Origin of the sequence: Collinsella sp. CLA-JM-H32 (assembly GCF_040098165.1) — a bacterium.
Classification (GTDB): domain Bacteria; phylum Actinomycetota; class Coriobacteriia; order Coriobacteriales; family Coriobacteriaceae; genus Collinsella.
Genome location: NZ_JBBNMZ010000002.1, coordinates 228,601 through 251,537, shown reverse-complemented (window position 1 = coordinate 251,537; position 22,937 = coordinate 228,601). Strand labels below are relative to the sequence as shown.

16 protein-coding genes and 1 tRNA gene are annotated in these 22,937 nt (G+C 60.4%); 11 read left to right on the top strand and 6 right to left on the bottom strand.

Features of this window, described 5'->3' with window-relative positions:
• Window positions 1–175: 175 nt before the first annotated feature.
• Window positions 176–1,642, top strand: coding sequence for an ATP-binding protein (locus AAA021_RS02190; RefSeq protein ID WP_349087753.1), 1,467 nt, complete (start codon window positions 176–178; stop codon window positions 1,640–1,642).
• Window positions 1,643–1,742: 100 nt separating this feature from the next.
• On the opposite strand, the gene AAA021_RS02185 is transcribed toward AAA021_RS02190, so the two are convergent.
• Complete coding sequence (locus tag AAA021_RS02185) at window positions 1,743–2,234, bottom strand: hypothetical protein (protein WP_349087752.1); 492 nt, start codon at window positions 2,232–2,234, stop codon at window positions 1,743–1,745.
• Window positions 2,235–2,449: 215 nt separating this feature from the next.
• On the opposite strand from AAA021_RS02185, the gene AAA021_RS02180 reads away from it, so the two are divergent.
• Window positions 2,450–3,532 (top strand): HNH endonuclease, encoded by a 1,083-nt coding sequence (locus AAA021_RS02180; RefSeq protein WP_349087750.1) that lies wholly within the window; start codon window positions 2,450–2,452, stop codon window positions 3,530–3,532.
• Window positions 3,533–3,976: 444 nt separating this feature from the next.
• On the opposite strand, the gene AAA021_RS02175 is transcribed toward AAA021_RS02180, so the two are convergent.
• Together AAA021_RS02175 and AAA021_RS02170 are read right to left on the bottom strand one after the other, a co-directional pair.
• Window positions 3,977–4,663 (bottom strand): DUF5710 domain-containing protein, encoded by a 687-nt coding sequence (locus AAA021_RS02175; RefSeq protein WP_349087749.1) that lies wholly within the window; start codon window positions 4,661–4,663, stop codon window positions 3,977–3,979.
• Window positions 4,664–4,889: 226 nt separating this feature from the next.
• A tRNA-Val gene (locus tag AAA021_RS02170) sits at window positions 4,890–4,964 on the bottom strand.
• Window positions 4,965–5,253: 289 nt separating this feature from the next.
• Here AAA021_RS02170 and AAA021_RS02165 point away from each other — a divergent pair.
• The 3 genes from AAA021_RS02165 to glmM all read left to right on the top strand — a co-directional run bounded on the left by AAA021_RS02165 (window position 5,254) and on the right by glmM (window position 10,153).
• Window positions 5,254–6,276, top strand: a complete 1,023-nt coding sequence (locus tag AAA021_RS02165; RefSeq protein WP_192919570.1) for an EamA family transporter — start codon at window positions 5,254–5,256, stop codon at window positions 6,274–6,276.
• Between the two features lie 149 nt (window positions 6,277–6,425).
• The gene (locus AAA021_RS02160; RefSeq protein WP_349087747.1) at window positions 6,426–8,738 is read left to right on the top strand and encodes a DUF4012 domain-containing protein; all 2,313 of its coding nucleotides are present in this window, start codon (window positions 6,426–6,428) and stop codon (window positions 8,736–8,738) included.
• 83 nt (window positions 8,739–8,821) lie between these two features.
• Window positions 8,822–10,153 carry a phosphoglucosamine mutase gene (gene glmM / locus AAA021_RS02155; RefSeq protein WP_349087746.1) on the top strand — a complete coding sequence of 444 codons (1,332 nt, stop codon included), beginning with the start codon at window positions 8,822–8,824 and terminating at the stop codon, window positions 10,151–10,153.
• 97 nt (window positions 10,154–10,250) lie between these two features.
• Here the strand turns inward: glmM and AAA021_RS02150 are convergent, their stop codons facing one another.
• Entirely contained in the window at window positions 10,251–11,825 is a 1,575-nt protein-coding gene (locus AAA021_RS02150; RefSeq protein WP_349087745.1) for a carboxypeptidase M32, read from the bottom strand.
• A gap of 504 nt (window positions 11,826–12,329) precedes the next feature.
• Here AAA021_RS02150 and pheS point away from each other — a divergent pair.
• The 6 genes from pheS (at window position 12,330) to AAA021_RS02120 (ending at window position 19,828) form a co-directional block, all read left to right on the top strand.
• The gene (gene pheS / locus AAA021_RS02145) at window positions 12,330–13,406 is read left to right on the top strand and encodes a phenylalanine--tRNA ligase subunit alpha (protein WP_035136801.1); all 1,077 of its coding nucleotides are present in this window, start codon (window positions 12,330–12,332) and stop codon (window positions 13,404–13,406) included.
• Window positions 13,407–13,469: 63 nt separating this feature from the next.
• Window positions 13,470–15,923 carry a phenylalanine--tRNA ligase subunit beta gene (gene pheT / locus AAA021_RS02140; RefSeq protein WP_349087744.1) on the top strand — a complete coding sequence of 818 codons (2,454 nt, stop codon included), beginning with the start codon at window positions 13,470–13,472 and terminating at the stop codon, window positions 15,921–15,923.
• A gap of 261 nt (window positions 15,924–16,184) precedes the next feature.
• Window positions 16,185–17,270, top strand: coding sequence for a cobalt transporter CbiM (gene cbiM, locus AAA021_RS02135; RefSeq protein WP_349087743.1), 1,086 nt, complete (start codon window positions 16,185–16,187; stop codon window positions 17,268–17,270).
• Window positions 17,248–18,084 (top strand): energy-coupling factor transporter transmembrane component T, encoded by an 837-nt coding sequence (locus tag AAA021_RS02130; protein ID WP_349087741.1) that lies wholly within the window; start codon window positions 17,248–17,250, stop codon window positions 18,082–18,084. The genes cbiM and AAA021_RS02130 overlap by 23 nt, the downstream gene beginning before the upstream one ends.
• A gap of 44 nt (window positions 18,085–18,128) precedes the next feature.
• On the top strand, window positions 18,129–18,899 hold the full coding sequence (locus tag AAA021_RS02125; RefSeq protein ID WP_271758492.1) for an ABC transporter ATP-binding protein: 771 nt from the start codon (window positions 18,129–18,131) through the stop codon (window positions 18,897–18,899).
• An 80-nt stretch (window positions 18,900–18,979) separates the two neighbouring features.
• Entirely contained in the window at window positions 18,980–19,828 is an 849-nt protein-coding gene (locus AAA021_RS02120; protein ID WP_271758490.1) for a hypothetical protein, read from the top strand.
• Here AAA021_RS02120 and AAA021_RS02115 read toward each other — a convergent pair.
• Together AAA021_RS02115 and pyk are read right to left on the bottom strand one after the other, a co-directional pair.
• The gene (locus AAA021_RS02115) at window positions 19,825–20,898 is read right to left on the bottom strand and encodes a hypothetical protein (protein WP_349087740.1); all 1,074 of its coding nucleotides are present in this window, start codon (window positions 20,896–20,898) and stop codon (window positions 19,825–19,827) included. The two genes, AAA021_RS02120 and AAA021_RS02115, sit on opposite strands and share 4 nt — an antisense overlap.
• Before the next feature lie 423 nt (window positions 20,899–21,321).
• Entirely contained in the window at window positions 21,322–22,782 is a 1,461-nt protein-coding gene (gene pyk / locus AAA021_RS02110; protein WP_055250555.1) for a pyruvate kinase, read from the bottom strand.
• Window positions 22,783–22,937 lie beyond the last annotated feature (155 nt).

Here is a 22,937-nt window from a genome sequence, read left to right as displayed (position 1 = left end):
TACCAGCGAAAACATGTTTAAATGAAACAGATGACAGACATCTTATCTTTCATCTCTCACTCCTCTCTAATATGAGAGATAACAGAAAGATGAGAGATAATTACGAGAGATAACTGAGAGGCGAAGGAAATCTATTCGCGGCATTCTTCGCAGAACCGAGCGAAAGGACGTGCAGATGAACGAAAACGAGCTGGCCGGTTTGCTCGAGTCTTTAAAGCGAATGGGTTCGGATGACCTTAGCGTCGAAGTAAAAGAGAGCGCCATGACGCTTTCCCGCGACGTATGGGAAACGGTCAGCGCTTTCGCAAACACCGCCGGCGGCATCATCGTGCTCGGAGTGAGTGAGCGCGTGGGTTTTGTTCCAGTTGCAAACTTTGAGACCGAGAAGGTGCTCAACCAATTCGTGGCGGGCATGGGCGATGCCGGCGGTCGCGGAAAGCTGGCCAATCCGCCCAAATACACCATTGAGCGCGTGGAGCTCCAGGGCACCGTGGTTCTGGTCATCACGATTGAGGAGCTCGACCCGTCGAGCAAGCCTTGCTATGTCATAGAGCGGGGCGCTCAAGGTGGCAGCTACAAACGCATCGATGACAAAGATGTGCCGCTTTCATCGACCGAGGTGCTCGCATTGGCGTCATACGGTCGAGCGACTCCGAGCGATCGCGATGCGGTGCCCGGCACGAGTGTGGGCGATCTCGACGAGTCGCTGGTCGACCGCACGATAGAACGCGCCTATTCGTTGACGCCTCGAGCGATGCGTGGTGCGACGGACAAGAAGACAAAGATGGAGCGCCTGAATCTCCTCGACTTCCAGGGCAATGTTACCAAGGCCGGCCTCCTTGCCGCGGGCGTTTACCCTCAGCAGTTCTATCCTAAGCTCTTCATTGATGTGGCTGTCCATGCGGGAACTCAAAAGGGCGCTGCGGGACCGCTAAGATTTATGGACCGCACAGTCTGCGAGGGCACCCTGGGCGAGATGATTTCGGATACTGTCGCGGCTGTCGCCAAAAACCTGCGCCGCACCTCGACCGTCCAAGGCATCTCGCGTATCGACTCGCTGGAGATTCCCGAGGAGGTCCTGCGCGAGGCAGTCGCCAACGCGGTTATCCACAGGGAATACGGGGATCGGTTCTGTGGGCAATCGATCGCCGTCGACGTTTTTGACGACCGTATCGAGGTGACGAATCCCGGCGGCCTTTATGGGGGAAAGACTCGCGAGAGCTTGTTTGACGGCAGCTCCCGATGCCGTAACGCGACGCTCGTGAAACTCATGTCGATTGTCCCGCTGCCGGATGGCGCAGGTTCGCCGGCTGAGGGCAATGGCTCGGGCATCCCGATGATGATCGATGCCATGCGCGCGCATGGTCTGGCCGAGCCCCTGTTCTGCCCGGGGTTCGATCGGTTCAAGGTCGTACTTTACCGTTCAAAGATCGAGCCGGTCGATCATGGCGGGGGCTTAATTGTGACGGCACTCAAACACTACGGCGAGCTGGGGACGCGTGAGCTGGCAGAACGCACGGGGCTTACAATTTCCCAGGTTAGGTCGCGCGTCAATGCGCTCATTGCTCAAGGCGAGCTTGAGCCCACGGCGCCGGCGACGAGCCGCAACCGCAAGTATCGACTGTCAGAGCGCGTGGAATAAATGCGTTAGTGGACGAGGCGAACCAATAATCGACCCTCAATTGGCGCCCACTAAGATAAAGCGGTTGTTGCTCAGTCGACGGTGATGCTAAAGACTCGGCTTACGCCGGCATGGCCCCGAACCCGTCCATCAAGAACAGCCTAAGAACCAGCTTGATGGCATATCCCGGTTTGACTTCAGCCGTGCCAAAGACGCTGCGCTCGGCGAGCTCGCTGCAGTATGCATAGATGTCGCGGATAAGGTCCGCGCCCGAAAGCGTAAACATGTAGCCTGCGTCCGAAAGCGCATTGGGCGCGGCGGGCAACTTGGCCATGTGGCAGAACGTTTGCAGGTCGGGCGCCATAACGTTCTGGTAGTCGAGGTGGCCGTTGGCATCCTGCGCGGCAACCTCCAATTGGCGCACAAAATCCAGCGCCGCCGCTAACACAAAGCTCGGCGTAGGCGCATTGACGTCCTGAGTGGTCGCCACAAGCCTGCCCGCCGCCTGCGTGACAAGCCAAGCGACCTCGCGCTGGCAACGCACGGCCTTGCGCGTAACCGGCTTGATGGACGAAGAAGAAACGCTTCCCTTAGGCGGATTCGAAACAGCCACAAGAACCTCCCATGAACGACCCGGCCCAACAAGCCCGGATGAAACACGTGCTACATCAGTATACAGGGAAGTGGGGTAGCGGGGTACAAGCGCGCCAGCGGCAAACCGAGAGCATCAACGATGTGCCGATCGCGGAATGAGATCTCGTAATAATTGACTCTCGGCCATATTATTGAGGGGCATGACTCGCGTTCGTATGGTTGTAGGTGCTGGCGATGAACGACATTGACCTTGCTGTTCCGTTGATGGATGGACCAAGCTATGACCGCGCCTGCAGTCTCGTGCCTTCCGAATACGTTGAGGCATGGGAGTGGTTTCTGGGTGAGGAACAGCGCGGCGGCGTTTGGACCAGCCTTCCGCACCACACCAAGGAAGATAGTCCTCAGTATCAGTACCGTTTGAGAATTGGCTCGGACTTCTTTCCCGTAACGCGGGATTCAGGGATCTTCTGGCCGGGCCAGGATCGGGTGAAGCAAGATCCCAATAAGATCTTTGCGCTTTCGGTCCATAACTCTAAAAAGAGCTTCTACACCGATGTGCCTCCGCTCTATTTGGATGACGGTACGTGGGTCATTAAGTATTCGGTCCAAGCGCCAGGAGCCGTTGGTTCTCGAGACCAGAATTACAACCGTAAAATGCTCAACTGCATGGAATGTGGCGTCCCAGTCGGAGTCATATTTGCAACCGAGGTGGGCTATAAGGTGCTCGGCCTTGCGTTTGTTGAGCGGTTCGAGCCCGAAAATGGATGGTTTGTTCTGCACGGTCCTGTTCATAAAGGCGGACCGGACCCTCGTTTTGCGCCCGACATGAGTTATCTGAAGCACATACCCGTCGATATTGAGTTTGCCGGACAGGGTGCGACCGACGACGAAAAGGTCCGCTATGCGTTAAGGCGCGAGCGATTGAGGCAGCAATGGTTCCGCAAGCAGCTCGTTGCCGCCTATGACGGCCGTTGCGCGGTGTCGGACTGCGGCGTCAGTGAAGCTCTGGAGGCTGCACATATCGAGAATTACTCGGGACCCAAATCGCAGGTTGCCAGCAACGGTATTCTGCTTCGGCGCGATCTTCATTCCCTATTTGATGCTCACCTGATTTCGTTTGAGCCTGTTTGCGGCGAATATCGGCTGTGCGGATCGTACCTGCTGGATAAGACCGACTACGCTTCCTTTGCGGGTGCGACGCTAAGGCAGCCGGATGAGCGTCAGTGGCGACCCGATACGGTGTTTCTTGAGGCCCATCGCATTGAGTTCGATCGCTCGGAAAAGAAGCGTGAAAAGGCGGGGCTTCTGCCGTATTAGCGTATTTGGCTTTGGCATTCTTTGACGATCGTGTTGTTTGATCGGATCGCGTGGCGATGCAATCTCGCGCACGCCCGCCGGTGCATGCTCTTCCTGATTTGTATAGCGAGAGGGGAGCGTATATGAGCTGGCGAGGCGATATTGCGATGGGGAAGTACGGAAAACTGCCGTGTGCCCTTATAGACAACAATATGTTTCCGAGCGTAGAGGTTGATTGCGCGTCGTTTGTCGTCACCTGCCCTTGCTGCGGCTCGCAAATACCGTGTCTCGACATTCGGTTTATCGATGCGCGCGACAGACTCAGCGACGAAGTGAGAAAACGGACAGGCGTTCATATGCCGGTGTATCCGGAGAAATGCCCTGTTTGTGGCCTCGATATCGTGTACGACGCCGGCGACGAGGGATAGGTGATGCGGAGGAGTTGGCTGTGAGTGTCTTTTGCCTCTACAAATAAATCCCCTCACCGAGTTGCTTGTGGAACTCGGCGTGATGGTCGCGTGCCCAGGTAAAGAGCGCCTGGTCAAAGTCGGTACGCGTGACCGGGACGCCAAAGACGCCGGCAACTTCGACGCGTATAAACTCCAGTGCCGGCAGCTTGTTGATGGCAGTGAGGGCAAACGGGGACGAGGGCTCCTCGAACAGATAGCGGCTGCCTTGCAGCGCGTCGCAACTGGTGCACGTGTTGCCGAGCGACGGGGCTTTGGAGGCTCGCGCGCCTACGGGCTTGTAGCCGCAGCGCTTATGAAGGTAGTCGCGGATCTCGCCCGGTACGCAGCCAAGAGCGGGCACGATGGCGAGTGCGTTGGCGTTGGCCGTGTCGATGGCAATGTACCCGGCTTCGTTGGGCGCGTGCGCGATGGCGATGCTCTCGTCGTTATCGGCTCGATAGGGAATGCCGAAGGCTGCGACCGAGGTCTCTTTGTGACACTTCCAGCACTCGCGCTTGCCCAGTACTAGATATATATACGGCGCTGAGGGGTCGGATCGGTCAACACCGGGCAGCCACTCGGCAAAGGGCTCGGGGTTGACGCCGCTGGGTACATACCAGATCTTCTTGGTCCGGTCCCATTTGGCGCCCAGCGCCTTGGCTTCTTCTTTGTGCGAAAAGGGGACATCGAGCTCGGTGCGCATGGCGGCTCCTTGGTGCTGCAGGTGCAAGTGGCTCAAGGATACCGCAGGGCGCAGACATCGCGGCGTTTTGCTGAGAAGTTGCGGTGCGGACTGATTGGTTATGCCGATGAATAGATCGGCAAGTAGATGGTCGGCTTTTGGCTAGTTGGGCGGTTGGAGCTGCCAGCTGATTTGGCGACATAAAACAAAACAGCCCAGAGGACATAGCCTCTGAGCTGCGAACATTTGGTGGGCGTTAGAAGATTTGAACTTCTGACCTCTTCCGTGTCAGGGAAGCGCTCTCCCCCTGAGCTAAACGCCCGATCAAGGGTGCGCAAGCGCGCAAGGGATAATATAACGGAGCCTGAACTCGGTGGCAAGAACATTTTTAAAAATCGCTTACATTGTGGAATTCGGGGGCTTTGTCGCATCCATTTCAAAAGAGCCTGCTGCCGCGATTTGGCTGTCGCATAATGCAAGGCCATTGCGGTATCGAGCTATGGAAAGACGCCTGCGGAATTGTCCTACCGATAAGCGGACAAGCCTCCAGCTGGTGACTTCGCCGTGGTAAGGTAAGCCGAATTGTTTCCAGGCTGTTTCGGGGGAGTGGAATGAGCAAAGAGTGTGTCGAGCAGGTCGAAGGCGCAGGGGCTTCGGTGCCGATGACCGATATATCGAACATTGATGTGCCCGAGGGCACCGACGAGCTCAGTCGCAACACCCGTCGCGCATGGCGCGACCGCCTGAACAGCGCTTCGACGCGCAAGATGATCACGGGCGTCTTGGCTACGCTGGTGGGCGGTTCGTTTTGGGGCTTCTCGGGCACCAGCGCGAGTTTTTTGTTCGATACCTACCATGTCGATACGCTGTGGCTTATGAGCGTGCGTCAGATTCTCGCCGGCCTGCTCTTTATGGCTGTGGTTGTCACGCGCGACCGCGCACGCCTGGTCAAGCTTTGGACGACGCCCGCTGATCGCAAGCAGCTGCTGCTCTTTACCGCTTTTGGCCTGCTGTTCAACCAGTTTTGCTATCTTTCGGCCGTGCGCCTGACGAACGCCGGAACCGCGACGGTGCTCCAGTGCCTGCAGCTCGTTATCATCATGGGCTACGCCTGCGTGACCGATCGCCGTATGCCGCGTACTCGCGAAGTCATCGGCATTGGCCTGGCTCTGGGTGGAACCTTTTTAATCGCCACCGGCGGCGACCCCACCAGCCTGAATATCTCGCCGCTTGGCCTGGCAGCAGGTCTTATGTGTGCGGTCAGCGCCGCGTGTATGGCGGTGATTCCCGCCAAGATCCTGCCCGAATACGGCAGCCCCATCGTCACGGGCTCGGCAATGCTCACGGCGGGCGTGGTCTCGTGCGTCTTCGTGCAGCCCTGGGCGCATATGCCGGCGCTCGACGCTGCCGGCATCGAGGCGCTCGCGGTGTTCGTGGTTATCGGCTCGTTTTTTGCTTACATGCTTTATATGCAGGGCGTTAAGGACATCGGCTCGGTGCGCGCGAGCCTCATCGGAACTGTGGAGCCGGTTTCGGCGACCATCACCAGCGCCGTTATGCTGGGGACGGTGTTTTTGCCGACCGACCTTATCGGCTTTGTCATGATCATCGTGATGATGTTCCTCACGGTGTAGCTAGCGCCGCTGCCAAGACGGAAAAGGTGTTGTGCCGCATTTTCGCCAATTGATGTCCGTGTCTGGAGTTTAGCTGTCGATGCTCAAAATGCCATAAACTAGTAACGTTATGGACTTTTTCATTGCGACTCAATTGCGAGGATTTCTTTATGGCTGGTAATCACTTTAAGGGCAGCGATAGCGGCCGCCCTGCAGTTCCGCCGTGTCCGAACGGGGCTGGTAAGGCCGGCACGCCGGGCGGCGCTGGACAGGGCGGTTCCGGTAAGCGCGTGTCCCCGGGCGAGACGGCGATGTTTACCGCTCTGTACGAGCAGTCTCAAAAGGCAAAAAAGACCGGCCGTGCAAGAGGAAATGTCTTTGCGGGCGGTGCAACCTCTGCGTCGCAGCCGAGCGGGGCTCCTTCGGTACCTGCGAACAACGCAGGTGCTGCCAACGCCGCGAATGGCGCCGGCAACGTTAATGCCGGCAAGGCCGACAACAATACTCCCTCTGCCGGTGGCGCGGGGCTTACGGGTAACCTCGGCACGATTTACACCGGCGCCTCCGAGACAGGCACGTTCGCCCGCCTGGATGATAGCGGTGCCGAGTTTGCGGGCTCGGGTTCCAAGGAAGATTATTACGATTTTGGCTTGAACTACGGTAGCGATGCTTCGTCGAGTTCGACCTCTGACGGTCTGGTCCGTCATCGCCATCGCAAGGGCGAGCGCAAAAAGCGTCACACCGGCGCCATTATTGCCGCTGTAGTCGCGGTGCTTCTCGTTGCGCTTGGCGCAAGCGGCTTTATGCTGCTTAACTCGGCAAAGACCGTAAAGAGCGAAGCGAAGGAGGCTGTCGAGATCGTCGGTGGCCTTAAGGACAAGGTCACGTCGGGCGATTTTTCGACGCTGCCTGACGACGCGAAGAAGATCGATGAGCTCTGTAACAGCATGAAGGCGGAGACCTCGAGCCCGCTGTGGACGGCGGCTTCGTTTATCCCGGTGTATGGCAGCGATATCAATGCGGCCCGCACCATGATTGACGCCCTGTCCGATGTCTCGAGCAATGCGCTGGTTCCCATGGCCGACAACCTTTCGCAGGCTACGCCCGGCAAGCTGTTCCAGGACGGCATGATTAACGTGTCCGCGCTGCAGGCGGTCGCCGATTCGCTTTCCAGCAGCTCGAAGGTGTTCAAGAGCGCCAACGAGAAGGTCCAGGGCATTGGCGATACTCATATTTCCCAGGTGACCGAGCTGGTCGATAAGGCCAAGGACGGCTTTGCCACCCTCAACGGCGCGGTTGACGCGGCGGAGAAGGTCGCCCCCGTCCTTCCCCAGATGCTCGGCGCCAACGGCCAGACGCGCAACTACCTTATGTACGCCATGAACAACGTCGAGATTCGTGCCTGCGGCGGCTTTGGCGGTTCGCAGGGCCTGATTTCGGTCACCGACGGTCAGATGTCGATTGGCGAGTTTGTTCCCCGCATTGGACTCAGCGAGGATGAGGCGGTCGAGAGCGTCGACGAAGAGGATGAGGCGCTGTTCGGCAACCACAGCAACCTGTACAACTCGGGCAATACCTATTCGCCTGATTGGCCCCGCAACTCGCAGCGTGTCGCCGCGCTGTGGAAGTCCCAGTATGGACAGGACGTTGATGGCGTCATCGGTATCGACCCGGTGTTCCTGCAGTATCTGCTGGGCCTGGTCGGTAACGTGTCACTGCCCGACGGAACGGTTGTCGACGGCACCAACGCCGCAAAGGTCCTCATGCACGATGTGTACTGGAACTATCCGGTCGAGGAGTCGGACGGCATCTTTGCATCCGTCGCCAGCGCTGCCTTCGACAAGGTCCTTGGCGGTATCGGCGATGTCGATGTTACGAAGCTTGTCAGCGCCGTTGAGCGCGGTGCCGAAGAGGGCCGCCTGATCGCGTGGATGAGAAACGATGATGAGCAGAATGCCATCAAAGAGACGGGCATTGACGCTTCGCTGCCCGATCCGGATGATCCGAGTGCCGATCCCGTTGCCGGCGTTTACTTTAACAACCTGAGCTTCTCCAAGCTCGACTGGTATCTGAACGCCGACACTCAGATTGGTCAGGGCGTGAAGAACGGCGACGGCACGTGCTCCTATCGCATCACCGTTACCCTGACGAACATCATGACGCAGGAGGAGGCTGGCAAGCTGCCCGACTACGTTGCGGCGAGCGCGCCTGGGACCTCGCGTGACGATGAGCGCTTGTATGTATCACTGTTTGCGCCGACAGGCGGCAGCATTACCGATCTAACCGTCGAGGGGACTCAGTTTGGACTGTTCGCTGCCACTTGGCACGGAGTTCCCTGCTATTCAGGAACCGTTGACCTGCATGCTGGCGAGACGACGACGATCACGTATACGCTGACCACGTCGGCCGAGGCGGGGGACAAGCCGCTTACGCTGCGTCAGACTCCTACATGCCAGGCGGCTCGCGACAGCGCGTCGGCGTAGGGTTTTTCTGGTAGTGCAGATAATCGAGTACCATTTTGGGGCGGACAGGCAATCTGTCCGCCCCTATTTTGTAAGGAGAGCGCATGAAGTACTTTGGCACCGACGGCTTTCGCGGTGAGGCCAACGTTGGGCTGACGGTAGAGCACGCTTATAAGATCGGCCGCTTTGTGGGCTGGTATTACGGCGCCAACCGCGGGGCCAAGGCGCGCGTGATCGTGGGCAAGGACACGCGTCGCTCGAGCTATATGTTCGAGGCGGCGCTGGTGAGCGGCCTGGTCGCGAGCGGCGCGGACGCCTACATGCTGCACGTGATCCCGACGCCGGGCGTGGCGCATCAGACCGTGGAGGGCTGCTTCGATTGCGGCATCATGATCAGCGCGAGCCACAACCCGTTTTGCGATAACGGCATTAAGCTCGTCAACAGCGACGGCTTTAAGATGGACGAGGACGTGCTGGAGCTCATTGAGGACTACATCGATGGCAAGAGCGAGGTGCCGCTGGCAACGGGCAACCACATCGGCGCCACGGTGGACTACATGCAGGGTCGCAACCGCTACATTGCTTCGCTCATCGCCAGCGCGAACTTTTCGCTGCAGGGCGTCAAGATCGGCATCGATTGCGCCAACGGCTCGGCATCCTCGGTGGCCAAGCCGGTGTTCGACGCACTGGGCGCCGATGTGCGCGTGATCAATGCCGCGCCCGACGGCTTTAACATCAATGTCGATTGCGGCTCTACGCATATTGAGCGCCTGCAGCGCCACGTGGTGGAGCAGGGCCTGGATGTGGGCTTTGCCTACGATGGCGATGCCGACCGCTGCCTGGCCGTGGACGAGCGCGGCCGCGTGGTCGATGGCGACCAGATCCTGTACGTGTGCGGTGTGTACCTGAACAAGCACGGGCGTCTCTCGGGCGGTACCGTGGTGCCGACGATCGCCAGCAACTTTGGCCTGATCAAGTCGTTGGAGCTTGCCGGCCTGAGTGCCGTGACCAGCGGCGTGGGCGACCGTCACGTGTATGCCAAGATGCGCGAGGGCGGCTACAGCCTGGGCGGCGAGCAGACGGGCCATACGATCTTTGGCGATATCGAGCGCACGGGCGACGGCATTATGACCTCGCTGCGCGTGATGGAAGTGATTCGTGCCGAGCGCGAGACGCTCTCGCAGCTCACGGCTCCGTGCAAGCTGCTGCCACAGGCGCAGGTGGCCGTGCACGTGGCGGACAAGGACGCCGCGCTCGAGAATATGGGCGTGCAGAACGCCATCGCCGAGGCCGAGGCTGCGCTGGCAGGCGAGGGCCGCGTGCTCGTGCGCAAGAGCGGAACCGAGTCGGTTATCCGCGTGCTGGCCGAGGCGCCCGACCAAGCATCTGCCGATGCCGCCATGAAGCGCATCGCCGCCGCGCTGGAAGCTCTGTAAGGTAGTCGTTGGGGACGTTCTTAAACAACTAGGTGGAAAGGGGGCGCCGCGGATTGGTTCCGCGGCGTCCCCTTTGCGTTGGCGTGTCGGTTATGCCTTACAGCTCGTAGAGCGTGGTGAACTTGTCCTGCAGGTAGCTGCAGTAGTAGCGGGCATCGAACGCCATGCCGCACGCGCCCTTGATGAGCTCCGGCGCGTCCTTGGCGCGGCCCCACTGCCAAATGCGCTCGCCCAGCCAGGCGCGGACGGGTGCCAGGTCGCCGCTCGCGCAGGCGCTGGTAAGGTCGACACCGTCGCGGCACATGGCCGGCACGAACATGGCGTCGTAGGCGCTGCCCAGCGCATAGGTGGGGAAGTAGCCAAACGAGCCGCCGCTCCAGTGCGTATCCTGCAGGCAGCCACGCGTGTCGTCGGGAACCGGAATGCCCAGGTACTCGTCCATAAAGCGATTCCAAAGCGCGGGGATATCCTTGGCTGTAGCCTCACCGGCAAACAGCATGCGCTCAATCTCGTAGCGCACCATAATATGCAGCGGGTAGGTGAGCTCGTCGGCCTCGGTACGGATCAGCGATGGCTGAGCGATGTTCACGGCGTGGTAGAGCGCATCTTCGTCCACGTTACCGTAGACCTCGGGCGCGTGACGGCGCAGCACCTCGAGCAGCGGTCCCATAAAGGCGCGGCTGCGACCCACGGTGTTCTCAAAGAAGCGGCTCTGGCTCTCGTGGATGCCCATGGAGGTGCCACCCTCCAGGCACGTGCGCGCATAGGCGGGGTTCACGCCCAGCTCGTACATGGTGTGACCGGCCTCGTGGATGATGCTGTAGACGTTGGAGATGCAGTCGTCCTCGTAGATGTGCGTGGCGATGCGCGCGTCACCTACGGCAAAGCCCTCGCTAAACGGATGCTCGGTAAAGGCAAGCGTGGTGTCGTCCAGGTCTAGGCCGACGAGCTTCATAAGGTCAAAGCTCATGGCGCGCTGGGCGGCCTCGGGCACGCGGGCATGCAAAAAGTCGGCAGCGGGCTGCTGGCCGCGCTCGCCGATGGCGTGCACGAGCGGCACGACCGTGGCCTTAACCTCCTCGCAAAACGCGTCGAAGCTCTTGGCAGAAAGGCCGCGCTCGTACTGGTCGAGCCAAACGTCGTATGGGTCGCGCTTGGGGTCCATGAGCTCGGCCTGATGCTTAAGCTGGGCGACGATTCTATCCACATAGGGCTCAAAGCTCGCCCAGTCATTGGCCGTCTTGGCCTTGTGCCACACGGCGTCGGCCTCGCAGGTGAGCCTGGTCCAGGCCTCGGCTTCTTCGGTGGGAATGGCGCTTGCCTCGCGCTGGTCGCGGCCGAGCACGCGAATCTCGTCGAGCAGCTGCGGGTCGTCGATCTTGCCGCCTGCAACCGTCTCACGCGCGAGAGAGCGCACGAGCTCAACGGACTTTTTGCTGGTCAGGAGCTTGTGATGTTCGCCGGCAAGGGTGCCCATAGCATCGGCGCGGGCCGCGGCGCCGTTGGCGGGGGCAATCGTCGCGCCATCGAACTCGGCAATCTTGAGCAGGTACTCGCGGGTCCACAGCTTACCCTCGAGCTTGCGGAGCTTCTTGACGGCCTTGCCCGTCTTGGCGCTCTTAGGGGCCTTGGCCATGGCGGCATTGGCCTTCTTATCGAGTTTCTTTCCCATGCCGTATCCTTGATCTCGCAGACCGGACGCCACGGGTGGGCGTGCGGCCAGTTTGCACAGCTACCTGCCTTGTACCCAGTGCGAACAAAACGGAACGCGGCGATATACTCGCAGAATGTGTTATCCTATAGCCCAATGCGTTGACGGAGAGGGTTTTGCCCGCCGCGTCGCCGGCAAGAGAGGGAAGGTCATGGGCTGCAAGCCTTCCTGCGGTGACAAGGGCCAAGCGTTCACTCCCGAGTAGCAACCTCAACGGGCGCGCGGCCAGCGGCGGCGAAGCCCCAGTAGGGAAGCCGTGAGCCTCGCGATAAGGGGCGCAGAGTGGGCGCGGCGGGCCAGACATCCGCCGGGTCAAACAAGGTGGTACCGCGGAATTCAACCGTCCTTGGGCAATGTACATGCCCGAGGGCGGTTTTTTTGTTACCGAACCGGGCCGCGTTTTCGCAGCGCCAAGCGGCATCGGTCGCCCCGGCAAGCGAATGCGCGAGAGACGAAAGGGAAGACATGAGTCTGATTGATGATCTGGTCAAACTCGAGGAAGAGGCCAAGGAGCTCGTCGCAGGCGCCGACGACGCCGCAAAGCTCGAGGCCGCGCGCGTTGAGCTGCTCGGCCGCAAGGGCCGCATCACCGGCCTGATGCGCATGATGGGTAAGCTCGCCCCCGAGGATCGTCCCATGATGGGCAAGCGCGCCAACGAGATGCGCCAGCTGATCGAGGGCATGCTCGACGAGCGCACAACCGAGATGAAGGCCGCCGCCCTCAAGCACGCACTCGAGCACGAAGCCGTCGACATCACGCTGCCGGGCATCCGTCCGCAGATCGGTCACCAGCACCTGATCAAACAGATTATCGAGGAGGCCGAGGACATCTTCTGCGGTATCGGCTACACCGTCGAGTCCGGCCCCATGGTCGACACCTCCTACTACAACTTCACCGCGCTCAACGCCCCCATGGATCACCCGAGCCGCTCGGCCCGTGATACCTTCTACGTGGTCGACAACAATCCCGGCAGCGTCGCGCACCCCGAGGCTCACGCCCACGGCGAGTCCGACGTGCTGCTGCGCACCCAGACCTCGGGCGTGCAGATTCACACCATGGAGTCGCAAAAGCCGCCCATCTACATGATTTGCCCGGGCACCGTCTATCGTCCCGACACGGCCGACGCCTGTCATCTGCCGCAGTTCAACCAGATCGAGGGCCTGGTCGTCGACGAGGGCATCACCTTTGGTGACCTTAAGGGCACGCTCGACTACTTTGTTAAGTGCATGTTTGGCGAGGACCGCAAGACGCGCTATCGCCCGCACTTCTTCCCCTTCACCGAGCCTTCCTGCGAGGTGGACGTGAGCTGCCACGTGTGCGGCGGCAAGGGCTGCAACTTCTGCAAGCACAGCGGCTGGATTGAGATCCTGGGCTGCGGCATGGTCGACCCCAACGTCCTGATTAACTGCGGCATCGACCCCGAGAAGTACACCGGCTTCGCCTTTGGTATTGGCGCCGAGCGCGTCGCGGCCTTGCGCTACGACCTGCCCGACCTGCGCACGTTGATGACTGGTGACATGAGGTTCTTGAACCAGTTCTAGAACGCTTTCTTCTTAGTTGCAGTTTCCGGCTCAAAGCCGCATTTATGAAAGGAGACCAGTTAGATGCGCGTTTCTTACGACTGGCTCAAGACCATGATCGATATTCCGGAGGATCCCAAGACCCTTTCGGACGAATATATCCGTACCGGCACCGAGGTCGAGGCGATCGACACCGTGGGCGAGTCCTTCGACCACGTGGTGACCGCCAAGGTGCTCACCAAGACCCCGCACCCCGATAGCGACCACATGTATGTGTGCTCGGTCGACGTGGGTGACAAGAACCTCGACGCCGACGGCAACCCCGCTCCGCTGCAGATCGTCTGCGGCGCGCAGAACTTCGAGGCCGGCGACCACATCGTCACGGCCATGATTGGCGCCGTGCTTCCCGGCGACGTCAAGATCAAGAAGAGCAAGCTTCGCGGCGTCGTGTCCATGGGCATGAACTGCTCCGCGCGCGAGCTCGGCTTGGGCGGCGACCACTCCGGCATCATGATCCTGCCCGAGGATACGCCCTGCGGCATGCCGTTTGCCGAGTACGTGGGCTCGAGTGATACCGTGCTCGACTGCGAGATTACGCCCAACCGCCCCGACTGCCTGTCCATGATCGGCATGGCCCGCGAGACCGGCGCCATCTTCGACCGCGATTTCCACGTTGAGCTGCCCGCCATTAAGGCCGAGGCCGGCCGCGCGACCGACGACGAGCTTTCCGTCGAGATCGCTGACGAGGGCCTGTGCGACCGCTACGTTGCCCGCATCGTGCGCAACGTCAAGGTCGGCCCGTCGCCCGACTGGATGGTCAAGCGCCTCAACGCCCTGGGCGTGCGTCCGCACAACAACATCGTCGACATCACCAACTATGTGATGATGCTCACCGGTCAGCCGCTGCACGCCTTTGACCTGGACACCTTTGCCGAGCGCGATGGCCATCGTCGCGTGGTGGTTCGCGCCGCCCAACAGGACGAGAAGTTTACGACCCTCGACGGCGAGGAGCGCACGCTCGACGCCGGCATGGGCCTCATCACCGACGGCGAGCGCCCCGTGGCGTTGGCCGGCGTTATGGGTGGCATGGATTCCGAGATCGAGGACGACACCGTCGACGTGATGGTCGAGAGCGCCTGCTTCAACGCCGGTCGCACCTCGCACACCAGCCGCGATCTGTCGCTGATCTCCGACGCCTCCATTCGCTTTGAGCGCCAGGTCGACGAGACCGGCTGCGTGGATGTCGCCAACGTTACCTGCGCGCTGATCGAGGAGATCGCCGGCGGCGAGGTTGCTCCCGGCTATGTGGACGTGTTCCCCGCGCCCAAGACCATCGACAGCATTAAGCTGCGCCTGGCCCGCGTGCGTGCCATCTGCGGTGCCGACATCGAGCCCGACTTTATCGAGCGTTCGCTCACCCGCCTGGGCTGCACCGTCGAGCGCGACGGCGAGGACTTTATGGTCACGCCGCCGAGCTTCCGTCCCGACCTGCCGCGTGAGATCGACCTGATCGAGGAGGTCTTGCGCCTATGGGGCATGGGCCGCGTGACGGCGACCATTCCGGCTGCCAAGAACCACATCGGCGGTCTGACCCGCGAGCAGAAGCTCACTCGTAAGGTCGGCGAGATCCTGCGCGCCTGCGGCCTCAACGAGACCACGACTTTTGGCTTTGCCGCCCCGGGCGACCTGGAGAAGATCGGTATGTCCACCGAGGGTCGCGGTTGCCCCGTGGTGCTCATGAACCCGCTGGTAGCCGAGCAGACCGAGATGCGCCGCTCGCTGTTGCCAGGCCTGTTGCAGTCTGTGGCCTACAACGAGGCCCACGGCACGCCCAACGTGCATCTGTACGAGGTCGGCAGCTTGTTCCACGGTCGCGAGAACGCCAGCCTGCCCAAGGAGACCAAGTCCGTGGCGGGCGTGCTCTCGGGCCAGTGGAGCGAGCGGTCTTGGAACATGAAGTACCGCAAGCTGCGTTTCTTCTTTGGCAAGGGCATCGTTGAGGAGCTGCTTGCCCAGCTGCGCATCGAGAAGGTTCGCTTCCGTCCCGTCGAGGGCGAGAGCTATGCCTTCCTGCAACCGGGTCGTGCTGCCGAGGTACTCTCGGGCGGTACCGTGCTGGGCTGGGTTGGCGAGATCCACCCCGAGGCGCGCGAGACTATGGGCATTGACGAGGTCGTCGTTGCCTTTGAGCTCGACCTGGACAAGCTGATCAAGGGCGCCCGCAACCAGGAGAACTACCGTGAGTTCTCGCAGTACCCGGCCGTTGAGCACGACCTTGCTATCGTAGTCGACAACACTGTGACCTGCGAGGATCTTGAGCGTCGTATTACGAGTGCCGGCGGCAAGCTGCTCGAGGGCGTGCGCCTGTTCGATGTCTACCGCGATCCGGTCCGCATCGGCAAGGGCAAGAAATCCATGGCCTTTGCGCTTACGTATCGCTCCGACGACCACACGCTCACCAGCGAAGAGGTCGAAAAGGCGCACCAGAAGATCGTCACCAAGGTGTGCAAGGGCGTAAACGGCGAGGTCCGCGGCTAGGTCCTGCGCCGGATATAGGCCAGCGTCGGCTGCCGCCGAGTCTTACGTGACTGCTGTTTTCGGTATAAGGCACCGTTGAGCCTTCATATCGTTGAGCCTTCATATATGACACGCGCATTACATAACGGCGTGCTGCTTTGTCGGCAGTGCGCCGTTTTGCTATGATAGCCCGCGGCGTGTTACGAATCTGACAATGCGTAACACTGACAAGGTGATTCAAGCGGCGTTGCAATTCTGTGCGTCGATAACCGGGAGGCGTATATGCACATTCCAGATAACTACCTGTCCCCGCAGACCGATGCCGTTATGGCGGTGGCGATGGTGCCCGTTTGGGTTCATTGCATCAAAAAGGTGCGCGCCACGCTCGATCGCGAGCACATGGCTTTCCTGGGCATCTGCGCCGCGTTCTCCTTCCTGCTCATGATGTTCAACGTGCCGCTACCTGGCGGCACCACGGGTCACGCCGTCGGCGGCGCGCTCATCGCGCTGCTGCTGGGCCCCGAGGCTGCTGCCATTGCGGTTTCGGTCGCGCTGGCATTGCAGGCGCTTCTGTTTGGCGACGGCGGCGTTCTGTCGTTTGGCGCCAACTGCTTTAACATGGCCTTTGTGCTGCCGTTTGTCGCTGCTATCGTGTTCCGTGCGCTCAACAGCCGTCTGCACGACAAGAGCTGGGGCACCTCGGTTTCTGCCATCGTGAGCGGTTGGGTCGGCCTGTGCCTGGCGGCCCTGTGCGCGGCAATCGAGTTTGGTATTCAGCCGATGCTCTTTACCAACGCTTCGGGCGCGCCGCTGTACTGCCCCTTCCCGCTGTCCGTGGCTATTCCGGCCATGTTGATCCCGCATATGCTGGTTGCCGGCGTGATCGAGGGCGTGGCGACGGCCGCCATCTACGGTTTCATTAAGAAGACGGCGCCGAGCATTATCGTCGGGCCCGAGGCCGTCGATGGCCAGCTTGCTGCCGAGGGCGCTGCTGCTAAGAAGACCTCGCTGGTCCCCACGCTCATCCTGATCGCCGTGCTTGTCGTGGCCACGCCGCTGGGCCTACTGGCCACGGGTGACGCCTGGGGTGAGTGGGACGCCGAGGGCGCCGCGACCGCCGTTCAGGAGGCTGGTGACGACAGTCTGCAGGCTTCGGTCGGCCTCGACACCCCGACCTTTGCCGACGCTCTGCCCACGGGCGATTATCTGCAGGCCTATTCCGAGGAGCAGGGTCTTGGCTTTGCCGGTCAGGCTGCCATGTATATCCTGTCCGGCGTGATTGGCGTGGCGGTGCTCACCATCGCATTCCGTCTGATCTCGCTGACGGTTAAGGAAAGCGGTGCTCATGGCAATAGCCGAGCTGCCTAGCTGGCTTGCAGCCGAGGAGCGATACGAGCCCGCGGGGGCTCGGCATCGTGTGATGCAAAAGAATGTCCTGCACCTGGCGAGCCTGCTTGAGCGGGTTCGCCTGGGTGGAGGCGCACGCGAGGGCGGGTCGATGGTCGACCGCGCCCTTTCTTGCGTTTCGGCTCCGGTGCGTCTGGTGGGGATGTTCGCTTGCGTCCTGTGCGTGTGTCTGACGCAGAGCCCGCTGTACCTCATGTTGATGGCGGCTATCGCGCTGGTGCTCGTTGCCGTGCGCCCTGTACGCGGGCTGCGCGCGACCTTTGTGCCGGCGTTGGCTGCCGCGGGGTTTGCCGTGGTTCTGGCGCTGCCTGCCCTGCTGCTGGGCGCTTCCGCTACGGGCGCCATGCTCAAAATTGCGCTCAAGACGTTCATTAACGTGTCGCTCGTGCTGGGTGTTTCGTGGACGCTCACCTGGAACCGCATGTCGGCGGCGCTCAAGACGCTACATCTGCCCGACGAGGTCATCTTTACGTTTGATATGGCGCTCAAGCACATCGAGGTGCTGGGCCGAACGGCGCACGATCTGACCGAATCGGTCATGCTGCGCAGTGTGGGTCGCGCGCCTGAGGGGTTTTCGCGCACCGACTCGGTCGCGGGTATCATGGGCATGACGTTTATCAAGGCGATGGAATGCAGTCGTGCGATGGACGAGGCCATGCTCTGCCGCGGCTTTGCTGGTGCGTATCCGGCGCCCGCGCGGGGCGGATTTGGCTGGCGCGATGCGGTCTATGCGGTCGGCGTGGCGTTGCTCGCCGTGTTGTGTGCGGTACTGTAGCGCGGGCGGTCTAGCCGTCGATGTGAGTAGGGAAGGGCGACGTTTTGACGATCGATATGAATAGTGCGGCGGGCACGAACGGTGCGGGCGGCGCCGAGGGCGCGCCGCTTATTGAGTTGCGCGACGTGGTGTTCTCCTATGCGGGGCATACGGTTGTCGATGGCGTGTCGCTGCAGGTCGATCGTGGTGAACTCGTTGCCCTGCTCGGTCCCAACGGCTGCGGTAAGACGACGATTATGCGTCTTATTAACGGCCTTGAACTCGCGGACGCAGGGGCATACCTGTTTGACGGGTGTATGGTCGATGCGGCATATCTCAAGGATTCCGCGACGGCCCAGCGGTTCCATCAGCGCGTGGGCTTTGTGTTCCAGAATGCCGACGCCCAGTTGTTCTGCGCTACGGTGGGTGAGGAAGTTGCTTTTGGTCCCGCGCAGATGGGGCTGCCGGCAGACGAGCTCGACCGTCGCGTGCACGATGCCATAGAACTGTTTCAAGTTGCCGACCTGGTCGATGCCTCGCCCTATCAGCTTTCGGGTGGGCAAAAGAAGCGTGTGGCGCTGGCGGCAGTCGTATCGATGAACCCCGATATCTTGGTTCTCGACGAACCTACTAATGGGCTCGACGAGGATTCATGCGACATCGTGGTCAACTTCTTGCTGGCCTACGTCGCGGCGGGTAAGACGGTCTTGATGAGCACACATCACCAGGATTTGGTGCGACGCCTGGGTGCCCGTGCAATCTATATCGATCGATATCACCATGTGGTCGAGGCGCCTTCGCCGTCGTATGGAACCGAAAGCGGTGCTACGGACTAGTTGCTGCGTAGAGCGTGCGTAGCCGCCCGCGCGGCTTTGCCGTGATGGTATAGTTATCCAGGTTTTTTATGGGGGTGGCTATGCCAAGCTGGAACATTCATATCGCTCAGACGGAGCGTTTGCTGGAGCGCACCGGTGCGCTTGCCAAGAGCGTGCGCGACCGCAATGCCTTTTTGTTTGGCTGCGTGGTTCCGGATATTTTCGTGGGCTATATGGTCCCTGGCATCGCCGATCCCATCCCGTACCGCATTACGCACTTTGCCAAGCCCGAGCCTATCCCTAAGCCGCGTGAGCACGAGTTCTGGGATACCTATGTGGCACCGTTGCTTAAAAGTTCGCCCACCGGTGCGCCAGCCGCGGCGACCTCGATTATCGAGGAGCGCGAGCGACTGAATCGCGTGCACTATCCCCAGCGCTACAGGGATGCTGAGCCGGTTGTCGGTCCCGGCGCTCGTGAGTTCTCGCTTGCGTCCGAAGATGTGGCGCAGTCGTTGCTCGATTTGACACTGGGTGTCTGGTCGCATCTGGTGGCCGATACCGTATGGAATACGCGCGTGAATCAGTACCTGGAGGCGCACGGCGGCAAGCCGTGCGAGGAGTTCCGCATTAAAAAGCAAGGCGACTTTGACTGGTTCGGCAAGACGCTCGGCATTGTTTCGATTCCGCGCGCGACCGATCGCCTGTATACTGCGGCGACGCGTTTTGGGCAGTATCCCATCCATAAGGAGTATGTGCTCAAGACCATCGGCGTCATGCACGAGATTGTACGCGAAAACCCCGGCGATCCCGACCATCCGCCATACCGCCTGCTAACCGAGGAATTCTTCGACGCAACGTTTACCGAGGTCATCGAGCTGACCGAGGCGGGTTTTGCCGCCCGTGTCGAATCGCCCGATGTGCCTGCGCTGCCCCTGATTGCTAGCTGCTAGCTGGCCGGCCCGGCAGTGAATAGCTCAACCCAATCGACAAGTCGCTCTTGCCGTAAGGTATCTTCGGCAATGCGCTCCTGTTTGGTCTTTGGGATGTGGGGAAGCCCGGCCTTTTTATGGATGAGCTCGGCTATGTGGTCGAAGCTCTTCTTCTCCTTGATCTGGTCATAGGTAATTTGGATGACGTCGTAGCCCATGCTTGTGAGTGCGGTGGCGCGCTCGGCATCGGAGAGGCTCGCGGCTTCGCTGTCGTGGGCAGAGCGGCCTTGGCATTCCAGAATGACGCCCATGCTGTCGGTGGCGCTTTCGATGAGGATATCGGCGTAGCAGCAGGTTTTGTCATACAGCGAACGTGCGGCTTCACTGAGCGGGATGCGCGCGTTGTTGGCGATCTCGATGCCCTGGCCGCCCTCGTCGCGGGGGAGCGAGATAAGCATGGAGGTCTGTACTTCGAAGGGCGAGGCGGCCTGCCCCGTCATGTGCTCGGCCGCCCAGCGCAGTTGTTTGACGCCGCGCAGGCCTGCGGCTTGCTTGGCGAACGCGGCGATATCCGTTGCGGTAAGAAGCGGCGTGCGCTTCCACAAGTTGGTGTCATTGCCCTTGGTGTCGTTAACTCGCTCCCAGCCGCAGTTGGGTGGAATGAACTTAAGCGAAATAGCTTCATCGAGTTGTTGTTGCGTTCGCTCGCAGGGCTTAAACACTGCAAAGGAGCCGCACATCTCGTAGCACGCCATGAGTAACTGGTTGCGTGAGACCTGCGTGGCAAGGCTGAGCAGCGTGAACACCGGTGAAGTGACATCAAATCCATGTTCAGTCTGCCTAAACGACCCCGGAGGTGGTTCTTGGGTCAGGAGGTGCGATTTAAACAGGCTTCGCGACCCGGATTGTGCCCGAGTGAATACAAGCCTGTGAAGTGGTGCGTGAAGCAGGTCTTTTACAACTGCATGACTTCCGAGGCCACAACATCTGCGATCCATATTGCCAAGGCTAATGGCGGGGTAAAGGCCTAATACCTGCGGCGGGATGCGGTAGTAGTTAAAGGCGGATTGCCCACAAAGCGTCAGGTCCATAATGCCCTCCTGGCCGAAATCATCTCTTTGAAGCGAGTGATGCCAGCGTCAATCCGGAAGTATGCGGCAAAATCTGAACCCTATGAGCGGACCTGGCTTTTGAGGCTAGTTTATCAGGCATTTTGTTGCGAAAAAACAGGGTGTGCTCGGAGGTTCCAGAATTTGCCGCATACTTCCGAAAACCAGGTCGATTTGGTTCTTGCTAAAACGATTTATCAGCCCTGTGTGAGGTGTGGGTTTGCCACCGGGCGAACACTTTTAGCGCTTGGGGCTTTATTTTTTGGGCCTCGAAGGGTGGATTTCGCGCTTTTGGTAAAGAAATGAGTGCGTGTTTTGCCGTGCGGCGGCATTGGCACAGAAAAAGGGCCCGGAAGGCGAAGCCTTCCGGGCCCTTTGCAATGCAAATCTGCTTGCAAGTACGATTTAGCGCACCTGAGCGACGTATGCGACGTTGGTCGAGGAGACCTTGTCCTCGAGCTGGACGCTCATGCGGGGATCGCCGGCGGTAGCGACGGTCAGATCGCCGGCCTCGACGTAGCCGAGCTCCTTAGCGGTCTCGATCGCCTTGACGATCGTGCCGTTGACGGTGCCCTGGGTAATCTCGGCCTGATGCGGGATAACGCCCCAGTACATGATCATCTGCTGGACGGCCCACTCGTGGCGGGAGAACGCGCAGATCGGCATGTTGGGACGGAAGTGCGAGATCAGGCGAGCGGTACGACCGGTGGTCGTCGGCACGGTGATGCACTTGGCGCCAACGGTGGTAGCCATGTTCACAGCGGACATACCCACAACGTTGTTGACGACGCGGGTGCCATGAGCGTCAGCCGGAACCTCGAGTGGAGCGTGAGCCGGGAGGTACTTCTCGGTCTCGAGAGCAATGCTGGCCTGCATCTTGACGGCCTCGACCGGGTACTTACCGGCAGCGGACTCGCCAGAGAGCATAACGGCGTCGGTGCCGTCGTAAATGGCGTTAGCAACGTCGGCAACCTCGGCGCGCGTCGGGCGCGGGTTCTGCTGCATGGAGTCGAGCATCTGCGTAGCGGTGATAACGGGCTTGTAGGCCGCGTTGCACTTGGCGATGATCTCCTTCTGGATGTGCGGAACGAGCTCGGGCTTGATCTCGATGCCCAGGTCGCCACGGGCGACCATGATGCCGTCGGAAGCCTCGAGGATCTCGTCGAAGTTCTCGACGCCCAGGGCGCACTCGATCTTCGGGAAGATCGTCACGTGCTCGCCACCGTTCTCGCGGCAAAGCTCGCGGATGCCGCGGACGGACTCGCCGTCACGGATGAAGGAAGCGGCGATGTAGTCGATGTTCTCGGTCAGGCCAAAGAGGATGTCCTGACGATCGCGCTCGGTGATGGCGGGCAGCGAGATGTTGACGTTGGGCATGTTGACGCCCTTGCGCTCGCCGATCAGGCCGTCGTTCTTAACGACGCAGGTCATGTCCTGGCCGTCGACGGACTCGACCTCGAGGGCAACCAGACCGTCATCGATCAGGATAAGGGAGCCCTTCTCGACCTCGGAGGGCAGAGCCAGGTAGTCGAGGGAGATGTGCTCAGCGGTGCCGTGGAAATCCTCGGACGTGGGCTGAGCGGTGACGACGATCTTATCGCCGGTCTTGACGGCAACCTTCTTGCCGTCGACCAGAAGGCCGGTGCGGACCTCGGGGCCCTTGGTGTCGAGCAGGATGCCGACGGGCAGACCGAGCTCCTTGGAAATACGACGGACGCGCTCGATGCGACCGTGGTGCTCGTCGTAGGATCCGTGCGAGAAGTTAAAACGGGCGACGTTCATGCCCGCCTTGATCATCTCGCGGATGGTCTCGTCGCTATCGCAGGCGGGACCCATGGTGCATACAATCTTGGTGCGCTTGTACATTCAGACCTCCATCTGACATCGTCTTGCGCTGATAGATAAACCATAAGAAATAAAACTGAGATGATTATAACGAAATGCCGACCGAATACCCCAAAAAATCGACCGTATGCCGAATTAGAAGTTCATTTTTTGCGAATAAACGGTATATGCAAAAA

Excerpts from the sequence above, each read along its gene's own strand:
- AAA021_RS02190 (WP_349087753.1), top strand. The coding sequence starts at position 176 with ATGAACGAAAACGAGCTGGCCGGTTTGCTCGAGTCTTTAAAGCGAATG.
- AAA021_RS02180 (WP_349087750.1), top strand. The coding sequence starts at position 2,450 with ATGAACGACATTGACCTTGCTGTTCCGTTGATGGATGGACCAAGCTAT.
- AAA021_RS02175 (WP_349087749.1), bottom strand. The coding sequence starts at position 4,663 with ATGCGCACCGAGCTCGATGTCCCCTTTTCGCACAAAGAAGAAGCCAAG.
- AAA021_RS02165 (WP_192919570.1), top strand. The coding sequence starts at position 5,254 with ATGAGCAAAGAGTGTGTCGAGCAGGTCGAAGGCGCAGGGGCTTCGGTG.
- AAA021_RS02160 (WP_349087747.1), top strand. The coding sequence starts at position 6,426 with ATGGCTGGTAATCACTTTAAGGGCAGCGATAGCGGCCGCCCTGCAGTT.
- glmM (WP_349087746.1), top strand. The coding sequence starts at position 8,822 with ATGAAGTACTTTGGCACCGACGGCTTTCGCGGTGAGGCCAACGTTGGG.
- AAA021_RS02150 (WP_349087745.1), bottom strand. The coding sequence starts at position 11,825 with ATGGGAAAGAAACTCGATAAGAAGGCCAATGCCGCCATGGCCAAGGCC.
- pheS (WP_035136801.1), top strand. The coding sequence starts at position 12,330 with ATGAGTCTGATTGATGATCTGGTCAAACTCGAGGAAGAGGCCAAGGAG.
- pheT (WP_349087744.1), top strand. The coding sequence starts at position 13,470 with ATGCGCGTTTCTTACGACTGGCTCAAGACCATGATCGATATTCCGGAG.
- cbiM (WP_349087743.1), top strand. The coding sequence starts at position 16,185 with ATGCACATTCCAGATAACTACCTGTCCCCGCAGACCGATGCCGTTATG.
- AAA021_RS02130 (WP_349087741.1), top strand. The coding sequence starts at position 17,248 with ATGGCAATAGCCGAGCTGCCTAGCTGGCTTGCAGCCGAGGAGCGATAC.
- AAA021_RS02120 (WP_271758490.1), top strand. The coding sequence starts at position 18,980 with ATGCCAAGCTGGAACATTCATATCGCTCAGACGGAGCGTTTGCTGGAG.
- AAA021_RS02115 (WP_349087740.1), bottom strand. The coding sequence starts at position 20,898 with ATGGACCTGACGCTTTGTGGGCAATCCGCCTTTAACTACTACCGCATC.
- pyk (WP_055250555.1), bottom strand. The coding sequence starts at position 22,782 with ATGTACAAGCGCACCAAGATTGTATGCACCATGGGTCCCGCCTGCGAT.